This window comes from Micromonospora sp. CNZ322 (genome assembly GCF_007827755.1).
In genome coordinates, this window is sequence record NZ_VITD01000002.1 from 359,557 (window position 1) to 378,770 (window position 19,214).

Below are 19,214 nucleotides of genomic sequence, written 5' to 3' on the forward strand. Positions count from 1 at the left end.
TCTGGTGATTCCCGAGGATCTGCGATACACCGCCGAGCATGAGTGGGTGGCGGGTGACGGCACGGCTTCGGTCCGGGTCGGCATCACCCACTTCGCGCAGGACGCGCTCGGTGACATCGTGTACGTGCAGTTGCCCGAGGCGGGTGCGGTGGTCGCGGCCGGTGACTCGTTGGGTGAGATCGAGTCGACCAAGAGCGTGTCGGAGATCTACGCGCCGGTTGCCGGTACGGTGGCGGCGCGCAACGACGCGTTGGCTGACACGCCTGAGCTGATCAACACTGATCCGTACGGTGAGGGTTGGTTGGTGGAGATCACGCCGAATGATCCGACTGCGACGGATGGGTTGCTGACGGCGGCCGCGTATCAGAAGATCACCGAAGGCTGAGTGTGCTTGATCCGGTGCGTGGGATGTCTGCGCGCGTCCGGTTGCCCTGCATTTCGGCGCTGGCTAGGCTCGCCCAGTCGACCGAGAACCCAATAGTTGAGCGTTGCGGAATTGCCTTCCCGGGCACGGGGAGCCAGCCGCCGGGTGTTCAAGTGCCCGGCGGCCAGACCCGCCATTACCCGACGCCGACCGAACAGATCCGTGAGGTGGTCCCATGACGCGGCCAGACGACGAGTTCCCCCCACTCGACGTCACTTCGACGCTCAATCTCGGTTCGCTCGACGAAGTGCTGGAGGGGCCGGATACCGATGTGGTGCCGAGCCGGATGTCCGGTTCGTTGCCGCCGGGTATGGCGCTGCTGGTGGTTCGTCGAGGCCCGAATGCGGGTGCCCGGTTCCTGTTGGACCACGATGTGACGACCAGTGGCCGGCACCCGGACAGTGACATCTTCCTGGACGACGTGACGGTGTCGCGTCGGCATGCGGAGTTCCACCGCGATGGTGGGACGTTCACGGTGCGGGACGTGGGCAGCCTGAATGGCACGTACGTCAATCGTGAGCGGGTTGAGGCGGCCACGTTGAGCAATGGTGACGAGGTCCAGATCGGTAAGTTCCGGGTGGTGTTCATCGCCGGTCCGCGCCCGGAGGAGGAGGCCGGCCGGGGGTGAACGAGCCTGCGGCCTCCATGTCACCCGGGGCGGCTCGGTCTGAGCCGCTGATGAGCATCGGTGAGGTGCTTGGGCAGTTGCGGGTGGATTTTCCGGATACCACGATTTCGAAGCTGCGGTTTCTTGAGGCCGAGGGTTTGGTCGAGCCGCAGCGGACGGCGGCGGGTTACCGGAAGTACAGCTGGGACGATGTGGCGCGGTTGCGGTTCGTGTTGACCGCGCAGCGGGACAAGTACCTGCCGTTGCGGGTGATCCGGGAGCAGTTGGCCCAGTGGGATTCGTCCGGTGAGCAGCCGGGGCGGTCGCGGCCGGCGTTGGTGGCGGTTGGTCCCGATGGTGCGGTGCCGGGTCGTGAGTTGGCGGAGCCGGCCGAGTCGTCGCAGGTGCGGCTCGGCCGGGCGGATCTCGTGGCGCGCAGTGGGATCGACGAGTCGACGTTGGTGGAGTTGGAGCGGCTCGGTGTGCTGGTCTCGGATCCGCCGGGGTGGTATGACGCGGATGCTCTGATCATCGCGTCGGCGGTGGCGGGGTTGGCGGCGTACGGGTTGGAGCCGCGGCACCTGCGGGGTTATCGGACGGCGGCGGACCGGGAGGTCGGTTTGTTCGCGCAGTTGGTGGCCCCGTTGGCGCGGCAGAGTGATCCGGCGGCGCGGGCGCGGGCGGCGGAGACGGCGCGGGAGTTGGTGGCGTTGTCGGAGCAGTTGCACGCGGCGTTGGTGCGGGTGGGGCTGCGGTCGACGTTGGGTCGGTGAGGGTGCCCGGTGGGTGGCGGTTGAGCGGAAAGATCTCTCCCGGGAAGCGTGCCGTAGGCTTGCCGGGGTAACCCCTTTTCGGCGCGGGCGTGGTGCTGTAGCGCATGGGACGGCCGTGTTGCGGTCCGTGTACCGTGCAGGGAAGGGCGCGGTGCGGCGTAGGTGACAACGACACGGAGGCGGCGGTGCGCGAGCTGAGCGTGGTCGGAGTTCGGGTGGAGCTGCCCAGCAACCAGCCGATCGTCCTGCTCAGGGAGGTCGAGGGGGACCGCTATCTGCCGATCTGGATCGGCGCGGTCGAGGCCACGGCTATCGCTTATGAGCAGCAGGGGGTCAAGCCGGCCCGGCCGTTGACGCATGATCTTCTGCGGGATGTGTTGGCGGCGTTGAAGGCGCCCTTGCAGGCGGTGGAGATCACCGAGCTGAAGGAGAACGTCTTCTACGCGGATCTGTTGATCGGCGATGGGGTGCGGGTGTCGGCGCGGCCGAGCGATTCGATCGCGTTGGCGTTGCGGGTTGGTGCGCCGATTCGTTGTGCGGAGCAGGTCCTCAGCGAGGCGGGGATCGTTATCCCTGATGAGCAGGAGGACGAGGTGGAGAAGTTCCGCGAGTTCCTGGAGCAGGTGCGTCCGGAGGATTTCGCGGGCTGAGGTGTGCCCGTGTTCGGTTGGTGATCTTTCTCGGTGGCTGCGCGGCGTGTCGCGTCGGTTCCTCCGTGGTAACCCCTGACGGTGGCGATAGGGTTTCCATGTCGAGGGGTGCGCGTCCCGGAAACGATGCGTCGCCACACTGACGGGGAGGTTGTCCGGATGCACGAGCCGCGGGATTCCGATCCGGGTGCAGAGTTCGACGAGTCGGGTGCCTCGTCGCCAGGTGTGGCGGCTGAGGGTGACGGTTCGGTTGGCTACCGGGGTGTGACGGCCTGCCACGCGGTGGGCATCAGTTACCGGCAGTTGGATTACTGGGCGCGGACGACGCTGGTGGTGCCGAGCGTTCGTGATGCTTCGGGTTCGGGGACGCAGCGGTTGTATTCGTTCCGGGACCTGGTGGTGTTGAAGGTCGTGAAGCGGTTGTTGGATGCGGGGGTGTCCCTGCAGAACATCCGTAAGGCGATCGAGGCGTTGCGGTCGCGTGGTGTGGAGGATCTGGCGGGGATCACGCTGATCTCTGATGGGACGACGGTGTACGAGTGCCGGTCTCCGGAGGAGGTGGTCGACCTGTTGCAGGGTGGCCAGGGGGTCTTCGGCATCGCGATCGGTGGGGCTTTCAAGGAGATCCAGGGGTCGTTGTCGCATCTGCCGGCGGAGCCTGCGACGAGCGGCCCGGTGGAGCCGGCCGTGGCGTCGGGCCCGGATCCGGTGGGTGACGAGTTGGCGGCGCGGCGGGCGCGGCGGCGGGCCGGCTGAGCGTTCCAGCTTCCGGGTTTTTTCCGGTTGGTTTTCTCGCGACCGTCGGTGACGGTTCCAGGGTTTGTTCGGCTGATGCGGTCCACTGTGGATACTGTGGGTGTCGTTTCGGTGGCCGATTGTGGAGATACCCATCGGTAGCGGTTACGTAGCGTGGTGTCGTTTTGTCGGGAATCCGATAGGGGGGCGCTGACCGGAGGCGGTCGACACGCTATGGTCCCTCACGGTTCTGGACCCTTCATCCCCGGAAGGAACGACCGTGACGGTTACGGAAGAGACTGCTCCCGCCTCGCACTACGACCGCATTGGCGGTGCCAGTTCGGTCAAGGCGGCGGTTGAGCTGTTCTACGACAAGGTGCTCGCGGACCCGGAGTTGGCGGGCTACTTCGCTGACGTGGACATGGCCGGTCAGCGGCGGCACCTGGCGTTGATGTTGACGGTGGTGCTGGGTGGCCCGAACGAGTACACGGGTCGCGGGTTGGCCGAGACGCACCAGCCGTTGAACATCACGGTGGAGCACTACGCAAAGGTGGGCGAGCACCTGACGGTGACGTTGACCGAGTTGGGGGTGCCGGCGGACATCCTCGCTGACGTGCAGACAGTGCTGGGGCAGGTGCAGGGCCAGGTGGTGGCTGCCGGGAACAGGTCGGGCGCCTGAGCGTGGACGCGGCTCGCCTCAAGCAGAGCTGGTCGGTGGTCGCCGGTCATGGCGACCAGGTGCCGCTCTACTTCTACTCGACGTTGTTCCTCGCTCATCCTGAGACGCGGCAGATGTTCCCCACGAACATGGCCGGTCAGCGGGACCGCCTCGTGACCGCGTTGGGTCACATCGTGTCCAACGTGGACCAGGTGGATCGGCTGGTGGGTTTCCTGCAGGATCTCGGCGCGGATCACCGCAAGTTCGCGGTCCGCGCGGAGCACTATCCGGCGGTCGGTGAGGCGCTGGTGGCGACGTTGCAGCATTTCCTCGCCGAGCAGTGGACCGACGAGTTGGCTGCGGACTGGACTGCCGCGTACGGGTTGGTCGCCCAGGTGATGATGGAGGCCGCGCAGGCCGCTGAGGCGGTCAATCCGCCGTGGTGGGTGGCGGAGATCGTGGCGCATGAGCGGCGGGCGTTCGACGTGGCGGTGTTGACGGTGCGTCCGCAGTATCTGTTGCCGTTCACGCCGGGTCAGTCGATCGGTGTGTCGCACCCGTCGGTGCGGTCGTGGCGGTACTACTCGCCGGCGAACGCGCCGCGCGCGGACGGCACGTTGGAGTTGCATGTGCGGGCCGCGCCGGGTGGCGCGGTGTCGTCGCGGCTGGTGTACGGGTCGGCGGTGGGGGATCGGATCCACCTGGCGGCGCCGGTGGGGGACCGGCTGGGGTTGCGGTCGGCGGGCTCCAGTGACCTGTTGCTGTTGGTTGCGGGTACTGGCTGGGCGCCGGTGAAGGCGTTGGTGGAGCAGGTGGCCGCGGAGGGTTCCCGCCGGCGAGTGGACCTGTACGTGGGGGCCCGCTCCCGTAGCGAGTTCTACGACAGCGACGCGATGGACAAGTTGGCGTCGTCGTATCCGTGGTTGACGGTGACGTACGTGGTCGGTGCCGACGTGCACCGGCCGGGGGAGTTCGTCCAAGCGGTGGACCGGGCGTTGGCCGACGGTGACTGGCGATCCCGGCACGTGTTCGTGTGTGGGTCGGACGAGATGGTGTCGCACGCGGTGCGGACGTTGGTGCAGGCGGGTTACCACGCGGGTCAGGTGCACCACGAGGGCCTGGGCGCGCAGTGGTACGGCCCGGCGTGGCGGACGGCGGTGCAGCAACCGGCTGCGGGTGACACTTCGGGAGGTGGGCACAGGTGAGCGCGAGCAGTGAGCTTGCGAGCCCGGCGGTCGCGAACGGAGGTCTGCACAGGTGAGTGCGACGCCGATCAGTCGGTATGACGGGGTGCAGGTTTCCGGCGGTGTGCAGGTGCGGATGACCGCCGACCGGGTTCGGCGGTGGGAGTTCGGTGCGGCGTCGTTCGCTCGGCGCGGTTACGACAACGCCGACGTGGACCGGTTCCGGGTGCAGGTCGCTGACGAGTTGGACCTGTTGGCGACGCAGATCGCGACGTTGCGGGCGGAGAACGAGCGGCTGACCGACCGGGTGGAGTTGCACCGGCACGGGGTGATTCCGAGTACGGGCGCGGCGGCGAAGGTCCCGGCGGCGCGGGAGGTGAATCTGCTGTCGGCGGCGCAACGGGAGGCCGAGCAGATCATCGCGCAGGCCCATGACTACGCGCGTCGGGTCGCCGAGTACGCCCGGGTGCAGTACGAGAGTTACCTGCACGCGGCGGAGGCGGAGGCGAAGCAGGAGGCGGAGCGGGCGGTGGCGGAGTACCGCAGCGCGGCGGGGCCGAGCTTCGACGACACGGTGGCGACCCGGGAGGCGTTGCGGATCTTCGGCGAGATGATGGTGTCGCACATGCAGGCGGCGGCGCGGCATCTCGACGACGGCAGTGAGCAGTTGGCGCGCACGATGGATCGGATCGCGGCGGAGACGCCGGGGGCGCCGTTCGTGGGTGGCGTGGTGGGCCAGTCGGCGTTGCCGCGGCACCAGCAGCGTTGAGTCGCCGGGTGGGGTGCGCTGACGTGGACCCCACCCGGTGCGCTGGCGGCGGTGGCATAGTCGGAGGGGTCAGGCGGGGCTGAGCGGTGGCCCGCCACGGGGAGAGGTGCCGTCGTGTCGGTATCACCGTCCCCGTCCGGCGGGTCAGCGGACCCGCTGGCCGCGTTGGAGGCATCGGCGTGGGCGCTGGCGGCCGCGGTCGGCACCATGAGTGACGCCCTGTCGGCCCCGCTCGCCGAGGTCCTCGCGGCGTCGCCGCACCGCAGCGCGGTGCTGGAGGCCGCCGGTCTGCTGTCCTGGGACGGCGCGACGCCGGTCGCGCATCCGTCGCTGGTGCCTGCCGACGGGCCGACCGGGCGCAGCGCGGTGCAGGCGCGGTTGAGTTCGCTGCGGCAGGCGGTCGCCGCGGCGGCGCAGGAGCCTTCCGGCGGGGGCGGGGCCGGCTGGGCGCAGGTGGACGACGAGGTGTTGTTGCACCAGGGCCGGGCGTCGGCGGCGACCGGCCGGGCGTTGGCGACCCGGGTGGTGCCCGAGTTGGCGGGGCTGGCGGAGCGCTTGGATTCGGCTGACGCCCGGGTGCTGGACGCGGGCACCGGTGTCGCGGCGTTGGCTGTCGCCCTGGCCCGCGCGTTGCCGCGGGTGTCGGTGGTGGGTATCGACGTGCTGCAACGGGCGTTGGACCTGGCCCGCGGGGAGTTGGCCGAGGCGGCCGACGTCGCGGACCGGATCAGTTTGCGCCGGCAGGACGTCGCGGAGGTGGTCGAGCCGGGCGGATACGACCTGGTCTGGGTGCCGGCGCCGTTTCTTCCCCAGCAGACGTTGGCGCTCGCGCTGCCCCGGCTGGTGCAGGCGCTGCGACCCGGTGGCTGGCTGGTGGCCGGCACCAATCCGCCGGCCGGGGACCCGTTGCGGGCGGCCGTCGACCGGTGGAACGCCGTCCGCAACGGCGGCAACGCCTTCGACGCCGACCGGATGGCGGAGGTGCTGGCGGGGGCCGGGTTGGGTGAGGTTCGGCGTTTTCCGACCGTCCCCGGCGGGCCGGTGTTGGTCGCCGCGCACCGCCCGGGCGGCTGAGGGCAACCGTCGGCGCGGCGGGTGGTCAGCTGGCGGCGGCGCGGACGGCCTCGGCGATCGGGGTGGGTCCGTCGACGAGTTCCAGTGTCGCGCCGGTGGTCCCCGGTTCGTCGAGCAGGGCGGCGAGGACGTGGGCGACGTCGGTGCGGCTGATCGCGCCACGGCCGGCGTGTGGGGTGAGGGTGACCCGCCCGGTGGGTGGGTCGTCGGTGAGCCGGCCGGGTCGCAGCACCGTCCAGGCCAGGTCGCGGCCGCGCAGGTCGTCCTCGGCGGCGCGTTTGGCGCGCAGGTACGCCGCCCACACGTCGTCGGTGCCGGGGGCGGGTGGTGTGTCCACGCCCATGGAGGAGACGAGCAGGTAGCGGTGGACGCCGGCGCGGGTGGCGGCGTCGGCGAGCAGCACGGCGGCGGCCCGGTCGACGGTGTCCTTGCGGGCGGCGCCGCTGCCGGGGCCGGCGCCCGCGGCGAAGACCACCGCGTCGGCGCCGTCGAGGTGCCCGGCCACCTGTTCGAGCGGGGTGTGTTCCAGGTCGCAGACGACGGGGGTGGCGCCGGCGGCGCGCAGCGTCGCGGTCTGCTCGGGGTTGCGGATGAGGCCGACGGCGGTGTCGCCGCGCCCGACGAGGTGGCGTTGCAACAGTAGGGCGATCTTGCCGTGGCCTCCGGCGATGACAACGCGCATGCGCCCAACCTACCGGCGCCGCGGGGTGCAGGCGGTGTCACCGGCTTGACCTTGACCTTCGGGCAACCCTGAGCCTGGCGGGTGCCGGTCGCCGTGACCGGCGCGAGGAGGATGTCGACGTGGGGCTGATGACCATCGGGGCGTTCGCCCGGGCGGCGAGGCTGACACCGAAGGCGTTGCGCCTGTACGACCAGGTTGGGCTGCTGGTGCCGGCCGCTGTCGATCCGGAGTCCGGTTACCGGCTCTACGACCCGGCTCAGCTGCCGGTGGCTCGGCTGGTCGCCCAGTTGCGTCGGCTCGGTATGCCGCTGGCGACGATCCGGGTCGTGTGCGGCTTGGAGCCCGCGGCGGCGGCTGAGGCGGTCACCGCGTACTGGCGGCAGGTCAGCGCCGACACCGCGGCGCGTGCCCGGCTCGCCACCCTCCTCGTGGACCACCTGTCTGAAGGGGGCGCCACCATGTCCGACCCGAATCCCACAGTTGCCGTCCGCTGCGCCGCCGGTTGTGACACCGGGCTGGTGCGCGACAGCAACGAGGACACCGCGTACGCCGGCGAGCGGTTGCTCGCCGTGGCCGACGGTATGCGGGGGCCCGGCGGTGCGGCCGCCAGCGCCGCCGCCGTCGACGCCCTGAAGCCGTTGGCGTTCACCGACGTGCCGGCCGCCGACCTGCTGACGATGCTGGCCAGCGCGGTGAGCGACGCCGACCGCGCCGTGCAGGGGTTGGCCACCGACACCGACCAGCCGGTCACCACGCTGACCGCGCTGCTGCTCAGCGGTTCCCGGCTGGCGCTGGTGCACGTCGGTGACACCCGGGCCTACCTGCTGCGCGGCGGTGAACTGTCGCTGCTCACGCAGGATCACACCTGGGTGCAGGCCCAGGTTGATCAGGGGCGGCTCGACCGGGACCAGGCCGCGACGCATCCGCAGCGCGCGGTGCTGGTGCGCGCCCTCGGTGGCGGTCGGCAGGTCGAGGCGGATCTGGCGCTGCGTACCGCGTTGCCGGGTGACCGGTACCTGTTGTGCTCCGACGGGCTGTCCGCGGTCGTCGACCGGGCCGATCTGGGGTCGGCGTTGGCCGCGACGGACGATCCCGAGGACACGGTGCGGGCGCTGATCGGTCTGGCGCGGGCCGAGGGGGCGCCGGACAACATCGCGTGCGTCGTCGCCGACGTCGTCGCGGTATAGCCGTCGTCTTCGCCGCCGACGCCACCCGCGCCGGGTGGGGCCGCCCACCCGGCGCGGGGCTCGGCGTTGGTGAACCGGTTGAGGCAGCATGGAGAGGTGATGGAGAGCTTCGACGCGTTGACCTCGCTGGTGGCCGGTGGTGGGGTGGTGGTGCTCAGCGGCGCCGGCCTGTCCACCGAGTCGGGAATTCCGGACTACCGGGGGCCCAGCGGGGTGGCGCGGCGGCACACGCCGATGACCTTCCAGGCGTTCACCCGCGATCCCCTGGCCCGGCGGCGCTACTGGGCGCGCAGCCACCTGGGCTGGCGGTTGATCGCGGGCGCGGCGCCCAACGCCGGGCACCGGGCGGTGTCCGGGCTGCAACAGGCCGGGCTGGTCGACACGGTGATCACCCAGAATGTCGACGGTCTGCACGGTGCGGCCGGCAGCCCGTCGGTGATCGAGCTGCACGGCCGCCTCGACGAGGTGACCTGCCTGGACTGCGGCAACCTGACCTCCCGGGAGGAGCTTCACCGGCGGCTGCGCGAGGCCAACCCGGAGTTCGTGGCCCGCGTCGCCGCGGTCAACCCGGACGGTGATGTTGATCTCCCCGATGAGCAGGTGGCGGCGTTTCGGCCGGTGGACTGCGGGATCTGCGGCACCGGGATGCTGAAACCGGACGTGGTGTTCTTCGGTGAGACGGTGCCGGCGCAGCGGGTGGCGCGGTGTTTCGCGGCCGTGGAGCAGGCCCGGTCGTTGCTGGTGCTCGGGTCGTCGTTGACGGTGATGTCGGGTCGCCGGTTCGTGATTCGGGCCGCGAAACGGGGCATCCCGGTCGCGATCGTCAACCAGGGGCCGACCCGGGGTGACGGCCACGCCACCGTGTGCGTCGACGCGCCGCTGGGCGCGGTGCTGCAGCAGCTGGCCGCGCGGGTCGGCGCCGGGGCACCGCTGGGGGTGTGACGGGCCGGGCCCCGGGCGGGCACCTGGCCCGGGGGTAGGACATCCGCCGGAAACACCAACGCTGGTAGCGTTGACCACGCCGGTAACACCCACGTGGGAGAGACCGCCCGACAGCACGCAGGGCGGCGCCGAAGGGGCAAATCCTCCCCGGAACCTCTCAGGCAAAAGGACCTCGTGGGCAGGCACTGTGGAGTGCCCTGTGGGTGCGACAGAGGGGGAGGCCGACACGTCGACCTCGCCCCGGGAGTGCCCCCCTATGACCGTAGAGCAGTTCGCCACCCGTCACATCGGTCCCGGCCCCGACGATGAGCGTCGGATGCTGGAGGTCGTCGGGCACGACTCGATCGACGAGCTGATGGACGCCGCGATCCCCGAGGTGATCCGCTGGCACGGCACCCTCGACCTGCCCGACCCGGCCACCGAGGCCGAGACGATCGCCGAGCTGCGGGCCCTCGCGGCACGTAACACCGTCGCCGTCTCCATGATCGGGTTGGGGTACCACGGCACGCACACCCCGGCGGTGATCCGCCGCAACGTGCTGGAGGACCCGGCCTGGTACACGGCGTACACGCCGTACCAGCCGGAGATCAGCCAGGGCCGCCTGGAGGCGCTGCTGAACTTCCAGACCATGGTCACCGACCTGACCGGGTTGACCACCGCGAACGCCTCGATGCTCGACGAGGGCACCGCGGCGGCGGAGGCGATGACCCTGGCGCGGCGGGCCTCCAAGAGCAAGAGCGGCGTGTACGTCGTCGACGCCGACGCGTTGCCGCAGACCATCGCGGTGATCACCAGCCGGGCCGAGCCGCTCGGCATCGACGTGCGGGTCCTCGACGTGCAGCGCGACGAGTTGCCGGCGGAGTTCTTCGGCCTGCACCTGCAGTACCCGGGGGCGTCCGGGGCGGTGCGCGAGCACGCGGCCCTCGTGGAGGCGGCGCACGCCGTCGGCGCTCTGGTGACCGTGGCGGCGGACCTGCTGGCGTTGACGCTGCTGCGCGCACCGGGGGAGATCGGCGCGGACATCGCCGCCGGCACCACCCAGCGTTTCGGCGTACCGATGGGCTTCGGTGGGCCGCACGCCGGTTACCTGGCGGTGCGCTCGGGCCTGGAGCGGATGCTGCCCGGGCGCCTGGTCGGAGTGTCGCGCGACGCGGACGGCAACCCGGCCTACCGGTTGGCGTTGCAGACCCGTGAGCAGCACATTCGCCGGGAGAAGGCGACCAGCAACATCTGCACCGCGCAGGTGCTGCTCGCGGTGATGGCCGGCATGTACGCCGTCTACCACGGCCCGGACGGGCTGCGGGACATCGCGACGCGTACCCATCGGATGGCGGCGCGGCTCGCGGCCGGGTTGCGCGCCGGCGGGGTGGACGTCGCGGACGCCGCGTTCTTCGACACCGTCACCGCGACCGTGCCCGGGCGGGCCGCAGAGGTGGTGGCCGCCGCCGCGGACCGTGGTGTGAACCTGCGGCTGGTCGACGCCGACCGGGTGGGGGTGTCCTGCGACGAGACCACTACCGACGCGCACCTGGCGCAGGTGTGGGCGGCGTTCGGGGTGCCCGCGTTCGACGGCGACGTGGACACGGCCCTGCCGGTCGACCTGACGCGCGGCAGCGACTTCCTCACCCACCCGGTGTTCCGCAGCCACCACTCGGAGACGGCGATGCTGCGCTACCTGCGGCGGCTGTCGGACTTCGACTACGCCCTGGACCGGGGCATGATCCCGCTCGGGTCGTGCACGATGAAGCTGAACGCGACCACCGAGATGGAGCCGGTCAGCTGGGCGGAGTTCGCGAACATCCACCCGTTCGCGCCGGACGCGCAGACCGTCGGGTACCGGGAGATGATCGGTCAGCTGGAGTCGTGGCTGGCCGAGGTGACCGGCTACGACGCGGTGAGCGTGCAGCCCAACGCCGGTTCGCAGGGCGAGCTGGCCGGGTTGCTGGCGATCCGCTCGTACCACGCGTCGCGGGGTGAGACGCACCGCGACGTGTGCCTGATCCCGTCATCGGCGCACGGCACGAACGCGGCGTCGGCGGTGATGGCCGGCATGCGGGTCGTCGTGGTGGCCTGCGACGACGACGGCAACGTCGACCTCGTCGACCTGGACGCGAAGATCGACAAGCACCGGGACGCGCTCGCCGCGATCATGGTGACGTACCCGTCCACGCACGGCGTGTACGAGACGGGCATCGCGTCGTTGTGCGCGAAGGTCCACGACGCCGGCGGGCAGGTGTACGTCGACGGGGCGAACCTCAACGCCCTGGTCGGGTTCGCCAAGCCCGGCAAGTTCGGCGCGGACGTGTCGCACCTGAACCTGCACAAGACGTTCTGCATCCCGCACGGCGGCGGTGGCCCCGGGGTGGGCCCGGTGGCGGTCCGCGCGCACCTGGCGCCGTTCCTGCCCGGTGACCCGCTGGGCGCGCACGTGGACGCCACGCCGGCGATCTCGGCGGCGAAGTACGGGTCGGCGGGGATCCTGCCGATCCCGTGGGCGTACCTGCGGATGATGGGCGCCGAGGGGCTGACCCGGGCCACCGGTGTGGCGGTCCTCGCGGCGAACTACGTGGCGGCGCGACTGCGAGGGCACTTCCCGGTGCTGTACGCCGGCAACAAGGGCCTGGTGGCCCACGAGTGCATCCTCGACCTGCGGCCGTTGACGAAGGCGACCGGGGTGAGCGTCGACGACGTGGCGAAGCGGCTGATCGACTACGGCTTCCACGCGCCGACGATGTCGTTCCCGGTGGCGGGGACGCTGATGGTGGAGCCGACCGAGAGCGAGGACCTGGCCGAGCTGGACCGGTTCTGTGACGCGATGATCGCGATCCGCGCGGAGATCGAGCAGGTGGGTTCCGGGGCGTGGCCGGCGGGGGACAACCCCCTGGCCAACGCGCCGCACACCGCGGCGATGGTCAGCGGTGACGAGTGGTCACACGCGTACCCGCGGTCGGTGGGCGCGTACCCGGCCGGGGTGGACCGGGCCGGGAAGTACTGGCCGCCGGTGCGGCGCATCGACGGCGCGTACGGCGACCGGAACCTGGTCTGCTCGTGCCCGTCGCCGGAGGCGTTCGAGGACTGACGACGCCGCAGCCGGTCGAGGACTGACGACGGCGCGCCGGGGCGGGCGGTACGGCCTGCCCCGGCAGCCGCTGCGACCTGGGCGGGGACGTCCCTTACCGGGGGACTAGCCTGGGTCGACGGCGGCTAAACGGTGACGCTGAGTGGTCGGTCAGGCCACGAGAGCGTGGCGGGCGGGGCCGCGGTGCGGTGCGATGCTGCTGCCGTCGGGAAGCAGCTCGCCGGTGTCCTCGAAGACGATGACACCGTTGCAGAGCAGGCTCCAGCCCTGCTCACGGAAGCAGGCGAGGACCCGCGCGGCTTCCCGGTCGGTGGCTTCAGCGGAGGGGCAGGTCGGTTGGTGCTGGCACATCGGGTTCTCCGGACTGTGGGGGCACTGTGTCATGGTTCACATGACCAGTGACGCACAGTACCAAGCGAAAGTGTCCAGCATCGAGCAGGTGCCCGCCTGGTGCACGGGAAATCCACTGAACGGATGAGGAAGGTTGGACCGTACGGCGTGGAAACGCTCCCACAGGTGTGTGCCGCGGGCAGCGGCCAGGCTGGCTTGGCCGCGGACAGCGGCCAGGCTGGCTTGGCCGCGGACAGCGGCCCGGCGGCGTTGGCCGCCCACCGCGGCCCTGCTGCGTCGATCGATGTACCCGCCGCGCCGGCCGCGTGCCGGGGAGCGCTGACCGAACGCGCCCGCCTGCACTGGTCCCTCGGCGACGGCGGCGACCCCGCGGCCCTCGCCGAGGAGTTCCTCGCGGCGCATGGCCTACCCGTGCACGACCTGACGCGACCCTCCACCGGCCAGCACGGCACCGGGGTCTGCGGCGCGGCGCTGTACCTGTCCGCCGCCGCCGGGGCGCTGCTGGCCGGCGCACCCACCCGGGCGCCCGAACCCGCACCGGCCCTGCCCGACCTCGCCGTCGTCGTCTACGAGCACGGCCCCACCCCTGTCGCCCGGCCCGGCCCGCCGCCGCCGTGGTGGCTCGGCGAGTGGGTCGAGAGCTGGACCCCCGGCCAGCACGCCGCCGCCGTCGACGCGGTCCGCGCCGCCATCGGCCGCGGCGACGTCTACCAGAGCAACCTCGTCGGCCACGCCGCCGCCCCCTACACCGGCGACCCGCTGCCGGCCCTGAGCCGTCTCGGCGCGCTCCCCGGCGCCCGCTACGGCGGCGTCCTCACCGGCGACGGCTGGGCCATCGGCTGCGCCTCCCCGGAAACCCTCGTCGAGGTCACCGACGGGCAGGTGATCACCCGCCCGATCAAGGGCACCCGCCCGGCCACCGCCACCGGCCGCGCCGAACTGCTCGCCAGCGCGAAGGAACGCGCCGAACACATCATGATCGTCGACCTGGAACGCAACGACCTCGCCCGCATCGCCCGCACCGGCACCGTCACCGTCGACGAACTGTTCGCCGTGCGCCGCTGGTGCGACCTGTGGCAGGCCGAGTCGACAGTCCGCGCCGCCGCCGCCGACGGCCTCGGCCTCGCCGACCTGCTGCGCGCCACCTGCCCCGGCGGCTCCGTCACCGGCGCCCCGAAACTCGCCGCCCTGACCCAGATCAGCGCCCTCGAACCGGTCGGGCGGGGCGCCAGCATGGGCGCGCTGGGCTGGGTCGCCCCGGGCCACGTCGACCTGGGCCTGACCATTCGCACCGCCGCCGCCGACGGCCAGCGGCTGCACACCTGGGCCGGCGGCGGCATCACCTGGGACAGCGACGCACACGCCGAGGTCGCCGAGGCCGCCGCGAAGACCACCCCGATCCGCGCCACCCTGGCCGGGCGCTGACCGCCGCACCGCACGGCGATACGCTGAACCCCATGACCATGCGGCCCATCCGGATCATCGGCGACCCTGTCCTGCGCACCGGGTGCGAACCGGTCACGACCTTCGACGCCGAGCTGCGGGCCCTCGTCACCGACCTGATGGACACCCTGCTCGGCGAGCCCGGCCGCGCCGGCGTCGCCGCACCGCAGATCGGCGTCAGCGCCCAGGTGTTCGTCTACGACGCCGACGGGCACCGCGGCCACCTCATCAACCCCACCCTGGAGCTGTCCGACGAGCTCCAGGACGACGAGGAGGGCTGCCTGTCCATCCCCGGGCTGTACTTCCCGACCGTGCGGGCCCTGCACGCCACCGCCCACGGCGTCGATCAGCACGGCGAGCCGCTGACCATCGCCGGCAGCGGGTTCCTGGCCCGCGCCCTGCAACACGAGACCGACCACCTGGGCGGGAAGCTCTACGTCGACACCCTGCGCGGCGACACCCGCCGCCGGGCCCTGCGCGAGATCCGCGCCGGGCGCTTCGACTCACCCAGCCGCCGCGGCTAGCTCACCCACTGGTCGTGGCCCAGCTTCGCGACCAACGCCACCACCACCACCAGCAACACCACCCGCACGAACCCGGAGCCGCGGCGCAACGCCATCCGCGCCCCCAGCACCGCGCCGGCGATGTTGCACACCGCCATGCCCGCGCCCAGCAGCCACCACACGTGCCCGGTCACCCCGAACACCACCAGCGCGCCCAGGTTCGTCCCCGCGTTGACAACCTTCGCCATCGCCGAGCCGTGCACGAAGTCCGCGCCCACCAGGGCGGTGAACGCCAACACCAGAAACGTGCCGGTGCCCGGGCCGATCAACCCGTCGTACAGGGCGATCCCCACCCCGGCCACCGCGATCACCACCGCCACCCGCACCGGAGTGCGCTTCGCCGGCACCGCCACCACCCCCATCCGGGGACGCAGCAGCACGAACACCGCCACCGACACCAGCACCACCAGCACGACCGGCCGGTACGCCGACGCCGGCACCGCCCCGGCCAACGCCGCACCGACGCCCGCGCTGAGCACCGCTAACCCCGCCGCCGGGCCCGCCACCCGCCAGTCGACCTTCGTCCTGCGGGCGTACGTCGCCGCCGCAGTGGCCGTACCGAAGATCGCGGCCAACTTGTTCGTGCCCAACGCGGTGGCCACCGGCAACCCCGGGGCGGCCACCAACAACGCCGGCAGCAGCAACAACCCGCCACCACCGACCACGGCATCGACCCACCCGGCCATCGCGGCGGCGGCCAGCAGGGTACTCAGCGTCACGGCGTCCACGGGCGGCAATTCTGCCCACCCGACGCGCCTCACCGGCACCCGAGTGGCCAGCCTCACCCGGTCACCGACCCCGCGTACGCCGCAACCACACCCCCAACGCGCCGACCGCCACGAACACCAGCACCGAACACAGCAAGACCTTCACCACCCGGCAACCATGCCACGGGCACGTAAGGTGCAGGAGTGCGCCTGGCCACCTTCAACCTGCTGCACGGGCGGTCCCTCACCGACGGGCTCGTCGACTCCGACCGACTCGCCGCCGCCATCGGCGCCCTCGACGCCGACGTGCTCGCCCTGCAGGAGGTCGACCGCGACCAACGCCGCAGCGGCAACCTCGACCTCACCGCCATCGCCGCCCGCGCCCTCGGCGCACCCCACCACCGCTTCGCCGCCGCCGTCGTCGGCACCCCCGGCGAACAGTTCCGCCCACTGCGCCACGACGACGACGGCCACGGCGAACCCTGCTACGGCATCGGGCTGATCAGCCGATACCCCGTGCGCAGCTGGCAGGTCACCCGACTCAAGCCGGCGCCGGTGCGCTCACCGGTCTACGTGCCCGGCCCCCGCGGCGGCCTCATCCTGCTGCACGACGAACCCCGCGTGATCCTCGCCGCCGTCCTGGACACCCCGCACGGCCCCCTCACCGTCGCCGCGACCCACCTGTCCTTCGTGCCCGGGTGGAACGCCCGCCAACTACGTCAGACCGTCCGCGCCCTGCGCGCGCTACCGGGGCCCCGCGTCCTGCTCGGCGACCTCAACCTGCCCGCCGGCGCGGCCCGGCTCATCTCCGGCTGGCGCCCCCTGGGCCGACGCCCCACCTACCCGTCCGGGCAGCCCCGCGTCCAACTCGACCACATCCTCGCCGACCGGCACGCCCTCGACCAGCTCCCACCCGTACGCGCGGTCACCGCGCCGGCGTCCACCATCTCCGACCACCGACCCCTGCTGGTCGACCTCGGCTGAGCATCATCGCCCCGCCGGCCGCATCGCGGCCTGAGGCGGCCTCCACGCTCGGCTCGGCTTCCTGAAAACCGGGGCATCCCCGTGCCCCGGACACCGCGCCTTCCCGAAAACGGGTCAATCAAGGGTCGGCGGGGGAGCGGACCGCCAAGTCGCAAGATTCCCTCAAGATCATTGCATCGACGGACTTCGACAATCATGCTGGTCGACACGCGCCACGATCAACTCGTCGGAGGCCACATGAGACGCCAGCGACCCACCCTCATCGCCGTGTCCACCCTCATCGCCGTCACCCTCACCACCGCACCCACCCCCGCCAACGCCGCACCACCCGACCAGGTCACCGCCCTCACCGCCCATCAGGCCGACGGATACACCACCCTCGCCTGGCAACCCGTCGACGGCGCCACCGACTACCAGATCGAACGCACCCCCGTCGACGCCGACAACACCCCCACCGGCGCACCCACCATCGTCGGCATCTGGCGACCCAACCGCCAGATCAACCAACACGCGCCCACCTTTGCCGACGCCGGCTACAACCCCGGCGATACCTTCCAATGGCGCGTACGCGCCCGCACCGGCACCACCGAACAGCCCTACTCCGACCCGGTCACCGCCACCACCACCGCACCCTGGGGCAACCCCACGACCCCCGGCGAGCAACTGCGCACCGGCTGGGAGACCACCCACGCCGCGCAGTACACCACCGACACCGACGAGTACGCCTACACCGCCGCCATCGACGCCCTCAGCGACCGCGTACGCGTCGTCGAACTCGGCCGCACAGTGCAGAACCGACCCATCAACATGATGGTCATCGGCCACCCCACCCCGGCGGCCACCCCGGAAGCAGTCGCCGCCACCGCACCCGTGGCCATCAACTGCAACGTGCACGGCAACGAACCCGGCGACCGCGAAGCCTGCCTCATCATGGCCCGCCAACTCGCCTTCAGCACCGACCCCCGCATCACCGACCTGCTCAGCCACACCACCGTCCTGATCGTCCCCACCATCAACGGAGACGGCCGCGCCAACAACACCCGCGGCAACTCCACCGGCCAGGACCTCAACCGCGACTACTCCCTGATCCGCCAACCCGAGACCACCGCGTACATCAAAATGGTCCGCGACTACCGACCCGTCGCCGGCTACGACGGCCACGAGTTCGGCAACTCCCGCGCCGGCGACCTGCCGATGCTGCCCCCACGGCACCAGAACGTCGCCCAACCCATCTTCGACCAGTCCCAGGACATGATCGAAGGCCACATGTACGCCAAGGGCGCCGAAGCCGGCTGGTGGGCCTGCCCCTACGGCTGCGAAGGCGGCGGCAACGTCGGCCTCAGCGAAGAGACCATCCTGCGCAACACCCTCGGGCTCAAGAACGTCACCAACTCCCTGCTGGAACTGCGCAGCTCCGGCGGCCAGACCCGCCCCGACGAGGGCAACGCCACCAACAACCGACGCCGCAAGACCTACTCCGCCCTGTGGACGTTCCACCAGTTCCTCGACTACCACCGCGCAGACCGCGCCGACATCCTCAAGGCCCGCAGCGAGGCCATCGAAACCCAGGCCGCCAACACCGGCCGGCTGGTCTTCCGCGGCTCCCGCCCCATCCCCGCCCACCCGGCACCGCACCCCGGCGACAGCCCGCCACCACTCGACGCGCCCCCCGCCGACCTGATCCTCGACAACCCGCCCTGCGCCTACAAACTCACCGACGCGCAGTACAACGGCGCCCGCACCGACGGGCCCGGTGGCGTCGGCACCACCGTCGCCCAGCGCATCGCCGCCCACGGCTGGAAGGTCATCACGATCGGCGACGACCACTACGTCCCCCTCAACCAACCCGAACGCGGCCTCATCCCCCTGCTCCTCGACGGCAAGGGCGTGGAGAAGCTGACCGACGGCGAACGCGTCTATCCCACCCTCACCGGCCGCCGCAACGGACCCCTGGCCGTCACCGGCTTCACCTGCGCCGACGACGCCACCATCAACGGCCCGGTCACCGTCCGGGCCGGCGCGGCACTCGTCACGACGGCAACGACCATCAGCGGCCCGCTCACCGCCGCAGGCGCCGCCGGCATCCTCCTCGCCGACAGCACCATCAACGGCCCCGTCCGCATCGCCACCACCGGCACGATCTCCATCATCGACGCCACCATCGCCGGCCCCGTCGACCTGTCCGGCAACACCACCGGCACCGACGCACCCGTGCTGGCCGGCACCACCATCCGCGCCCCGCTCAACTGCACCGGCAACAACCCCACCCCGCACAACCTCGGCATCGCCAACACCGTCCACGGCCCCCGCACCACCCAGTGCGCGGCACTGTGACCCACAACTAGCGAGCCGTCACGCCGGCGGCGCGGGCCCGACACCCACGCCGCCGGCACCTCACCACC

At 71.5% G+C, this 19,214-nt stretch carries 19 protein-coding genes and 1 riboswitch; of the genes, 16 read left to right on the forward strand and 3 right to left on the reverse strand.

The genetic code is table 11. The features are described from left to right. Positions 1–4: 4 nt before the first annotated feature. The 9 genes from gcvH to FB453_RS06695 all read left to right on the forward strand — a co-directional run bounded on the left by gcvH (position 5) and on the right by FB453_RS06695 (position 6,874). Positions 5–385, forward strand: a complete 381-nt coding sequence (gene gcvH / locus FB453_RS06655) for a glycine cleavage system protein GcvH (RefSeq protein ID WP_091397961.1) — start codon at positions 5–7, stop codon at positions 383–385. Between the two features lie 214 nt (positions 386–599). Continuing rightward, on the forward strand, positions 600–1,052 hold the full coding sequence (odhI, locus tag FB453_RS06660) for an oxoglutarate dehydrogenase inhibitor Odhl (protein ID WP_007071101.1): 453 nt from the start codon (positions 600–602) through the stop codon (positions 1,050–1,052). Positions 1,053–1,102: 50 nt separating this feature from the next. Next, complete coding sequence (ftsR, locus tag FB453_RS06665; RefSeq protein WP_181518541.1) at positions 1,103–1,804, forward strand: transcriptional regulator FtsR; 702 nt, start codon at positions 1,103–1,105, stop codon at positions 1,802–1,804. Between the two features lie 185 nt (positions 1,805–1,989). Further along, complete coding sequence (locus FB453_RS06670) at positions 1,990–2,454, forward strand: bifunctional nuclease family protein (protein ID WP_030327706.1); 465 nt, start codon at positions 1,990–1,992, stop codon at positions 2,452–2,454. 159 nt (positions 2,455–2,613) lie between these two features. Beyond that, a complete protein-coding gene (locus FB453_RS06675) occupies positions 2,614–3,210 on the forward strand; it encodes a MerR family transcriptional regulator (RefSeq protein ID WP_145788361.1) in 597 nt (198 codons plus the stop codon). 259 nt (positions 3,211–3,469) lie between these two features. Continuing rightward, the gene (locus FB453_RS06680; RefSeq protein WP_145788363.1) at positions 3,470–3,868 is read left to right on the forward strand and encodes a group I truncated hemoglobin; all 399 of its coding nucleotides are present in this window, start codon (positions 3,470–3,472) and stop codon (positions 3,866–3,868) included. A 2-nt stretch (positions 3,869–3,870) separates the two neighbouring features. Further along, on the forward strand, positions 3,871–5,052 hold the full coding sequence (locus FB453_RS06685; RefSeq protein WP_145788365.1) for a globin domain-containing protein: 1,182 nt from the start codon (positions 3,871–3,873) through the stop codon (positions 5,050–5,052). A 52-nt stretch (positions 5,053–5,104) separates the two neighbouring features. Then, positions 5,105–5,800 (forward strand): DivIVA domain-containing protein, encoded by a 696-nt coding sequence (locus tag FB453_RS06690; protein ID WP_091397983.1) that lies wholly within the window; start codon positions 5,105–5,107, stop codon positions 5,798–5,800. A gap of 114 nt (positions 5,801–5,914) precedes the next feature. Continuing rightward, positions 5,915–6,874 carry a class I SAM-dependent methyltransferase gene (locus FB453_RS06695; RefSeq protein ID WP_222431319.1) on the forward strand — a complete coding sequence of 320 codons (960 nt, stop codon included), beginning with the start codon at positions 5,915–5,917 and terminating at the stop codon, positions 6,872–6,874. Positions 6,875–6,899: 25 nt separating this feature from the next. Here the strand turns inward: FB453_RS06695 and FB453_RS06700 are convergent, their stop codons facing one another. Further along, positions 6,900–7,556 carry an NAD(P)H-binding protein gene (locus tag FB453_RS06700; RefSeq protein ID WP_091397990.1) on the reverse strand — a complete coding sequence of 219 codons (657 nt, stop codon included), beginning with the start codon at positions 7,554–7,556 and terminating at the stop codon, positions 6,900–6,902. 119 nt (positions 7,557–7,675) lie between these two features. On the opposite strand from FB453_RS06700, the gene FB453_RS06705 reads away from it, so the two are divergent. The 3 genes from FB453_RS06705 to gcvP all read left to right on the forward strand — a co-directional run bounded on the left by FB453_RS06705 (position 7,676) and on the right by gcvP (position 12,764). Continuing rightward, positions 7,676–8,743, forward strand: a complete 1,068-nt coding sequence (locus tag FB453_RS06705) for a MerR family transcriptional regulator (protein ID WP_145788367.1) — start codon at positions 7,676–7,678, stop codon at positions 8,741–8,743. Positions 8,744–8,842: 99 nt separating this feature from the next. Continuing rightward, complete coding sequence (locus tag FB453_RS06710) at positions 8,843–9,685, forward strand: NAD-dependent protein deacetylase (protein ID WP_145788370.1); 843 nt, start codon at positions 8,843–8,845, stop codon at positions 9,683–9,685. 84 nt (positions 9,686–9,769) lie between these two features. Next, positions 9,770–9,868, forward strand: a riboswitch (glycine riboswitch). A 73-nt stretch (positions 9,869–9,941) separates the two neighbouring features. After that, positions 9,942–12,764 carry an aminomethyl-transferring glycine dehydrogenase gene (gene gcvP / locus FB453_RS06715; RefSeq protein WP_145788372.1) on the forward strand — a complete coding sequence of 941 codons (2,823 nt, stop codon included), beginning with the start codon at positions 9,942–9,944 and terminating at the stop codon, positions 12,762–12,764. 150 nt (positions 12,765–12,914) lie between these two features. Here gcvP and FB453_RS06720 read toward each other — a convergent pair whose 3' ends face one another. Then, positions 12,915–13,115: a DUF5999 family protein gene (locus tag FB453_RS06720; protein ID WP_007460326.1), complete on the reverse strand. Its 201-nt coding sequence runs from the start codon at positions 13,113–13,115 to the stop codon at positions 12,915–12,917. A 123-nt stretch (positions 13,116–13,238) separates the two neighbouring features. Between FB453_RS06720 and FB453_RS06725 the strand changes: the two genes are divergently transcribed. Together FB453_RS06725 and def are read left to right on the forward strand one after the other, a co-directional pair. Beyond that, a complete protein-coding gene (locus FB453_RS06725; RefSeq protein ID WP_145788374.1) occupies positions 13,239–14,540 on the forward strand; it encodes a chorismate-binding protein in 1,302 nt (433 codons plus the stop codon). 32 nt (positions 14,541–14,572) lie between these two features. Continuing rightward, positions 14,573–15,082 carry a peptide deformylase gene (gene def, locus FB453_RS06730; protein ID WP_145788376.1) on the forward strand — a complete coding sequence of 170 codons (510 nt, stop codon included), beginning with the start codon at positions 14,573–14,575 and terminating at the stop codon, positions 15,080–15,082. Here the strand turns inward: def and FB453_RS06735 are convergent. Continuing rightward, positions 15,079–15,849: a sulfite exporter TauE/SafE family protein gene (locus FB453_RS06735; RefSeq protein WP_263972109.1), complete on the reverse strand. Its 771-nt coding sequence runs from the start codon at positions 15,847–15,849 to the stop codon at positions 15,079–15,081. The genes def and FB453_RS06735 overlap by 4 nt on opposite strands. Before the next feature lie 183 nt (positions 15,850–16,032). On the opposite strand from FB453_RS06735, the gene FB453_RS06740 reads away from it, so the two are divergent. Both FB453_RS06740 and FB453_RS06745 read left to right on the forward strand, forming a co-directional pair. Beyond that, positions 16,033–16,812: an endonuclease/exonuclease/phosphatase family protein gene (locus FB453_RS06740; RefSeq protein ID WP_112731963.1), complete on the forward strand. Its 780-nt coding sequence runs from the start codon at positions 16,033–16,035 to the stop codon at positions 16,810–16,812. A 237-nt stretch (positions 16,813–17,049) separates the two neighbouring features. Beyond that, the gene (locus tag FB453_RS06745) at positions 17,050–19,146 is read left to right on the forward strand and encodes a M14 family zinc carboxypeptidase (RefSeq protein ID WP_145788379.1); all 2,097 of its coding nucleotides are present in this window, start codon (positions 17,050–17,052) and stop codon (positions 19,144–19,146) included. Positions 19,147–19,214 lie beyond the last annotated feature (68 nt).

What these genes read in the sequence shown, in the direction of transcription:
- odhI (WP_007071101.1), top strand. Translation starts at nt 600, where the DNA reads ATGACGCGGCCAGACGACGAGTTCCCCCCACTCGACGTCACTTCGACG.
- ftsR (WP_181518541.1), top strand. Translation starts at nt 1,103, where the DNA reads ATGAGCATCGGTGAGGTGCTTGGGCAGTTGCGGGTGGATTTTCCGGAT.
- FB453_RS06675 (WP_145788361.1), top strand. Translation starts at nt 2,614, where the DNA reads ATGCACGAGCCGCGGGATTCCGATCCGGGTGCAGAGTTCGACGAGTCG.
- FB453_RS06700 (WP_091397990.1), bottom strand. Translation starts at nt 7,556, where the DNA reads ATGCGCGTTGTCATCGCCGGAGGCCACGGCAAGATCGCCCTACTGTTG.
- FB453_RS06710 (WP_145788370.1), top strand. Translation starts at nt 8,843, where the DNA reads ATGGAGAGCTTCGACGCGTTGACCTCGCTGGTGGCCGGTGGTGGGGTG.
- gcvP (WP_145788372.1), top strand. Translation starts at nt 9,942, where the DNA reads ATGACCGTAGAGCAGTTCGCCACCCGTCACATCGGTCCCGGCCCCGAC.
- FB453_RS06720 (WP_007460326.1), bottom strand. Translation starts at nt 13,115, where the DNA reads ATGTGCCAGCACCAACCGACCTGCCCCTCCGCTGAAGCCACCGACCGG.
- FB453_RS06725 (WP_145788374.1), top strand. Translation starts at nt 13,239, where the DNA reads ATGAGGAAGGTTGGACCGTACGGCGTGGAAACGCTCCCACAGGTGTGT.
- def (WP_145788376.1), top strand. Translation starts at nt 14,573, where the DNA reads ATGACCATGCGGCCCATCCGGATCATCGGCGACCCTGTCCTGCGCACC.
- FB453_RS06745 (WP_145788379.1), top strand. Translation starts at nt 17,050, where the DNA reads ATGAGACGCCAGCGACCCACCCTCATCGCCGTGTCCACCCTCATCGCC.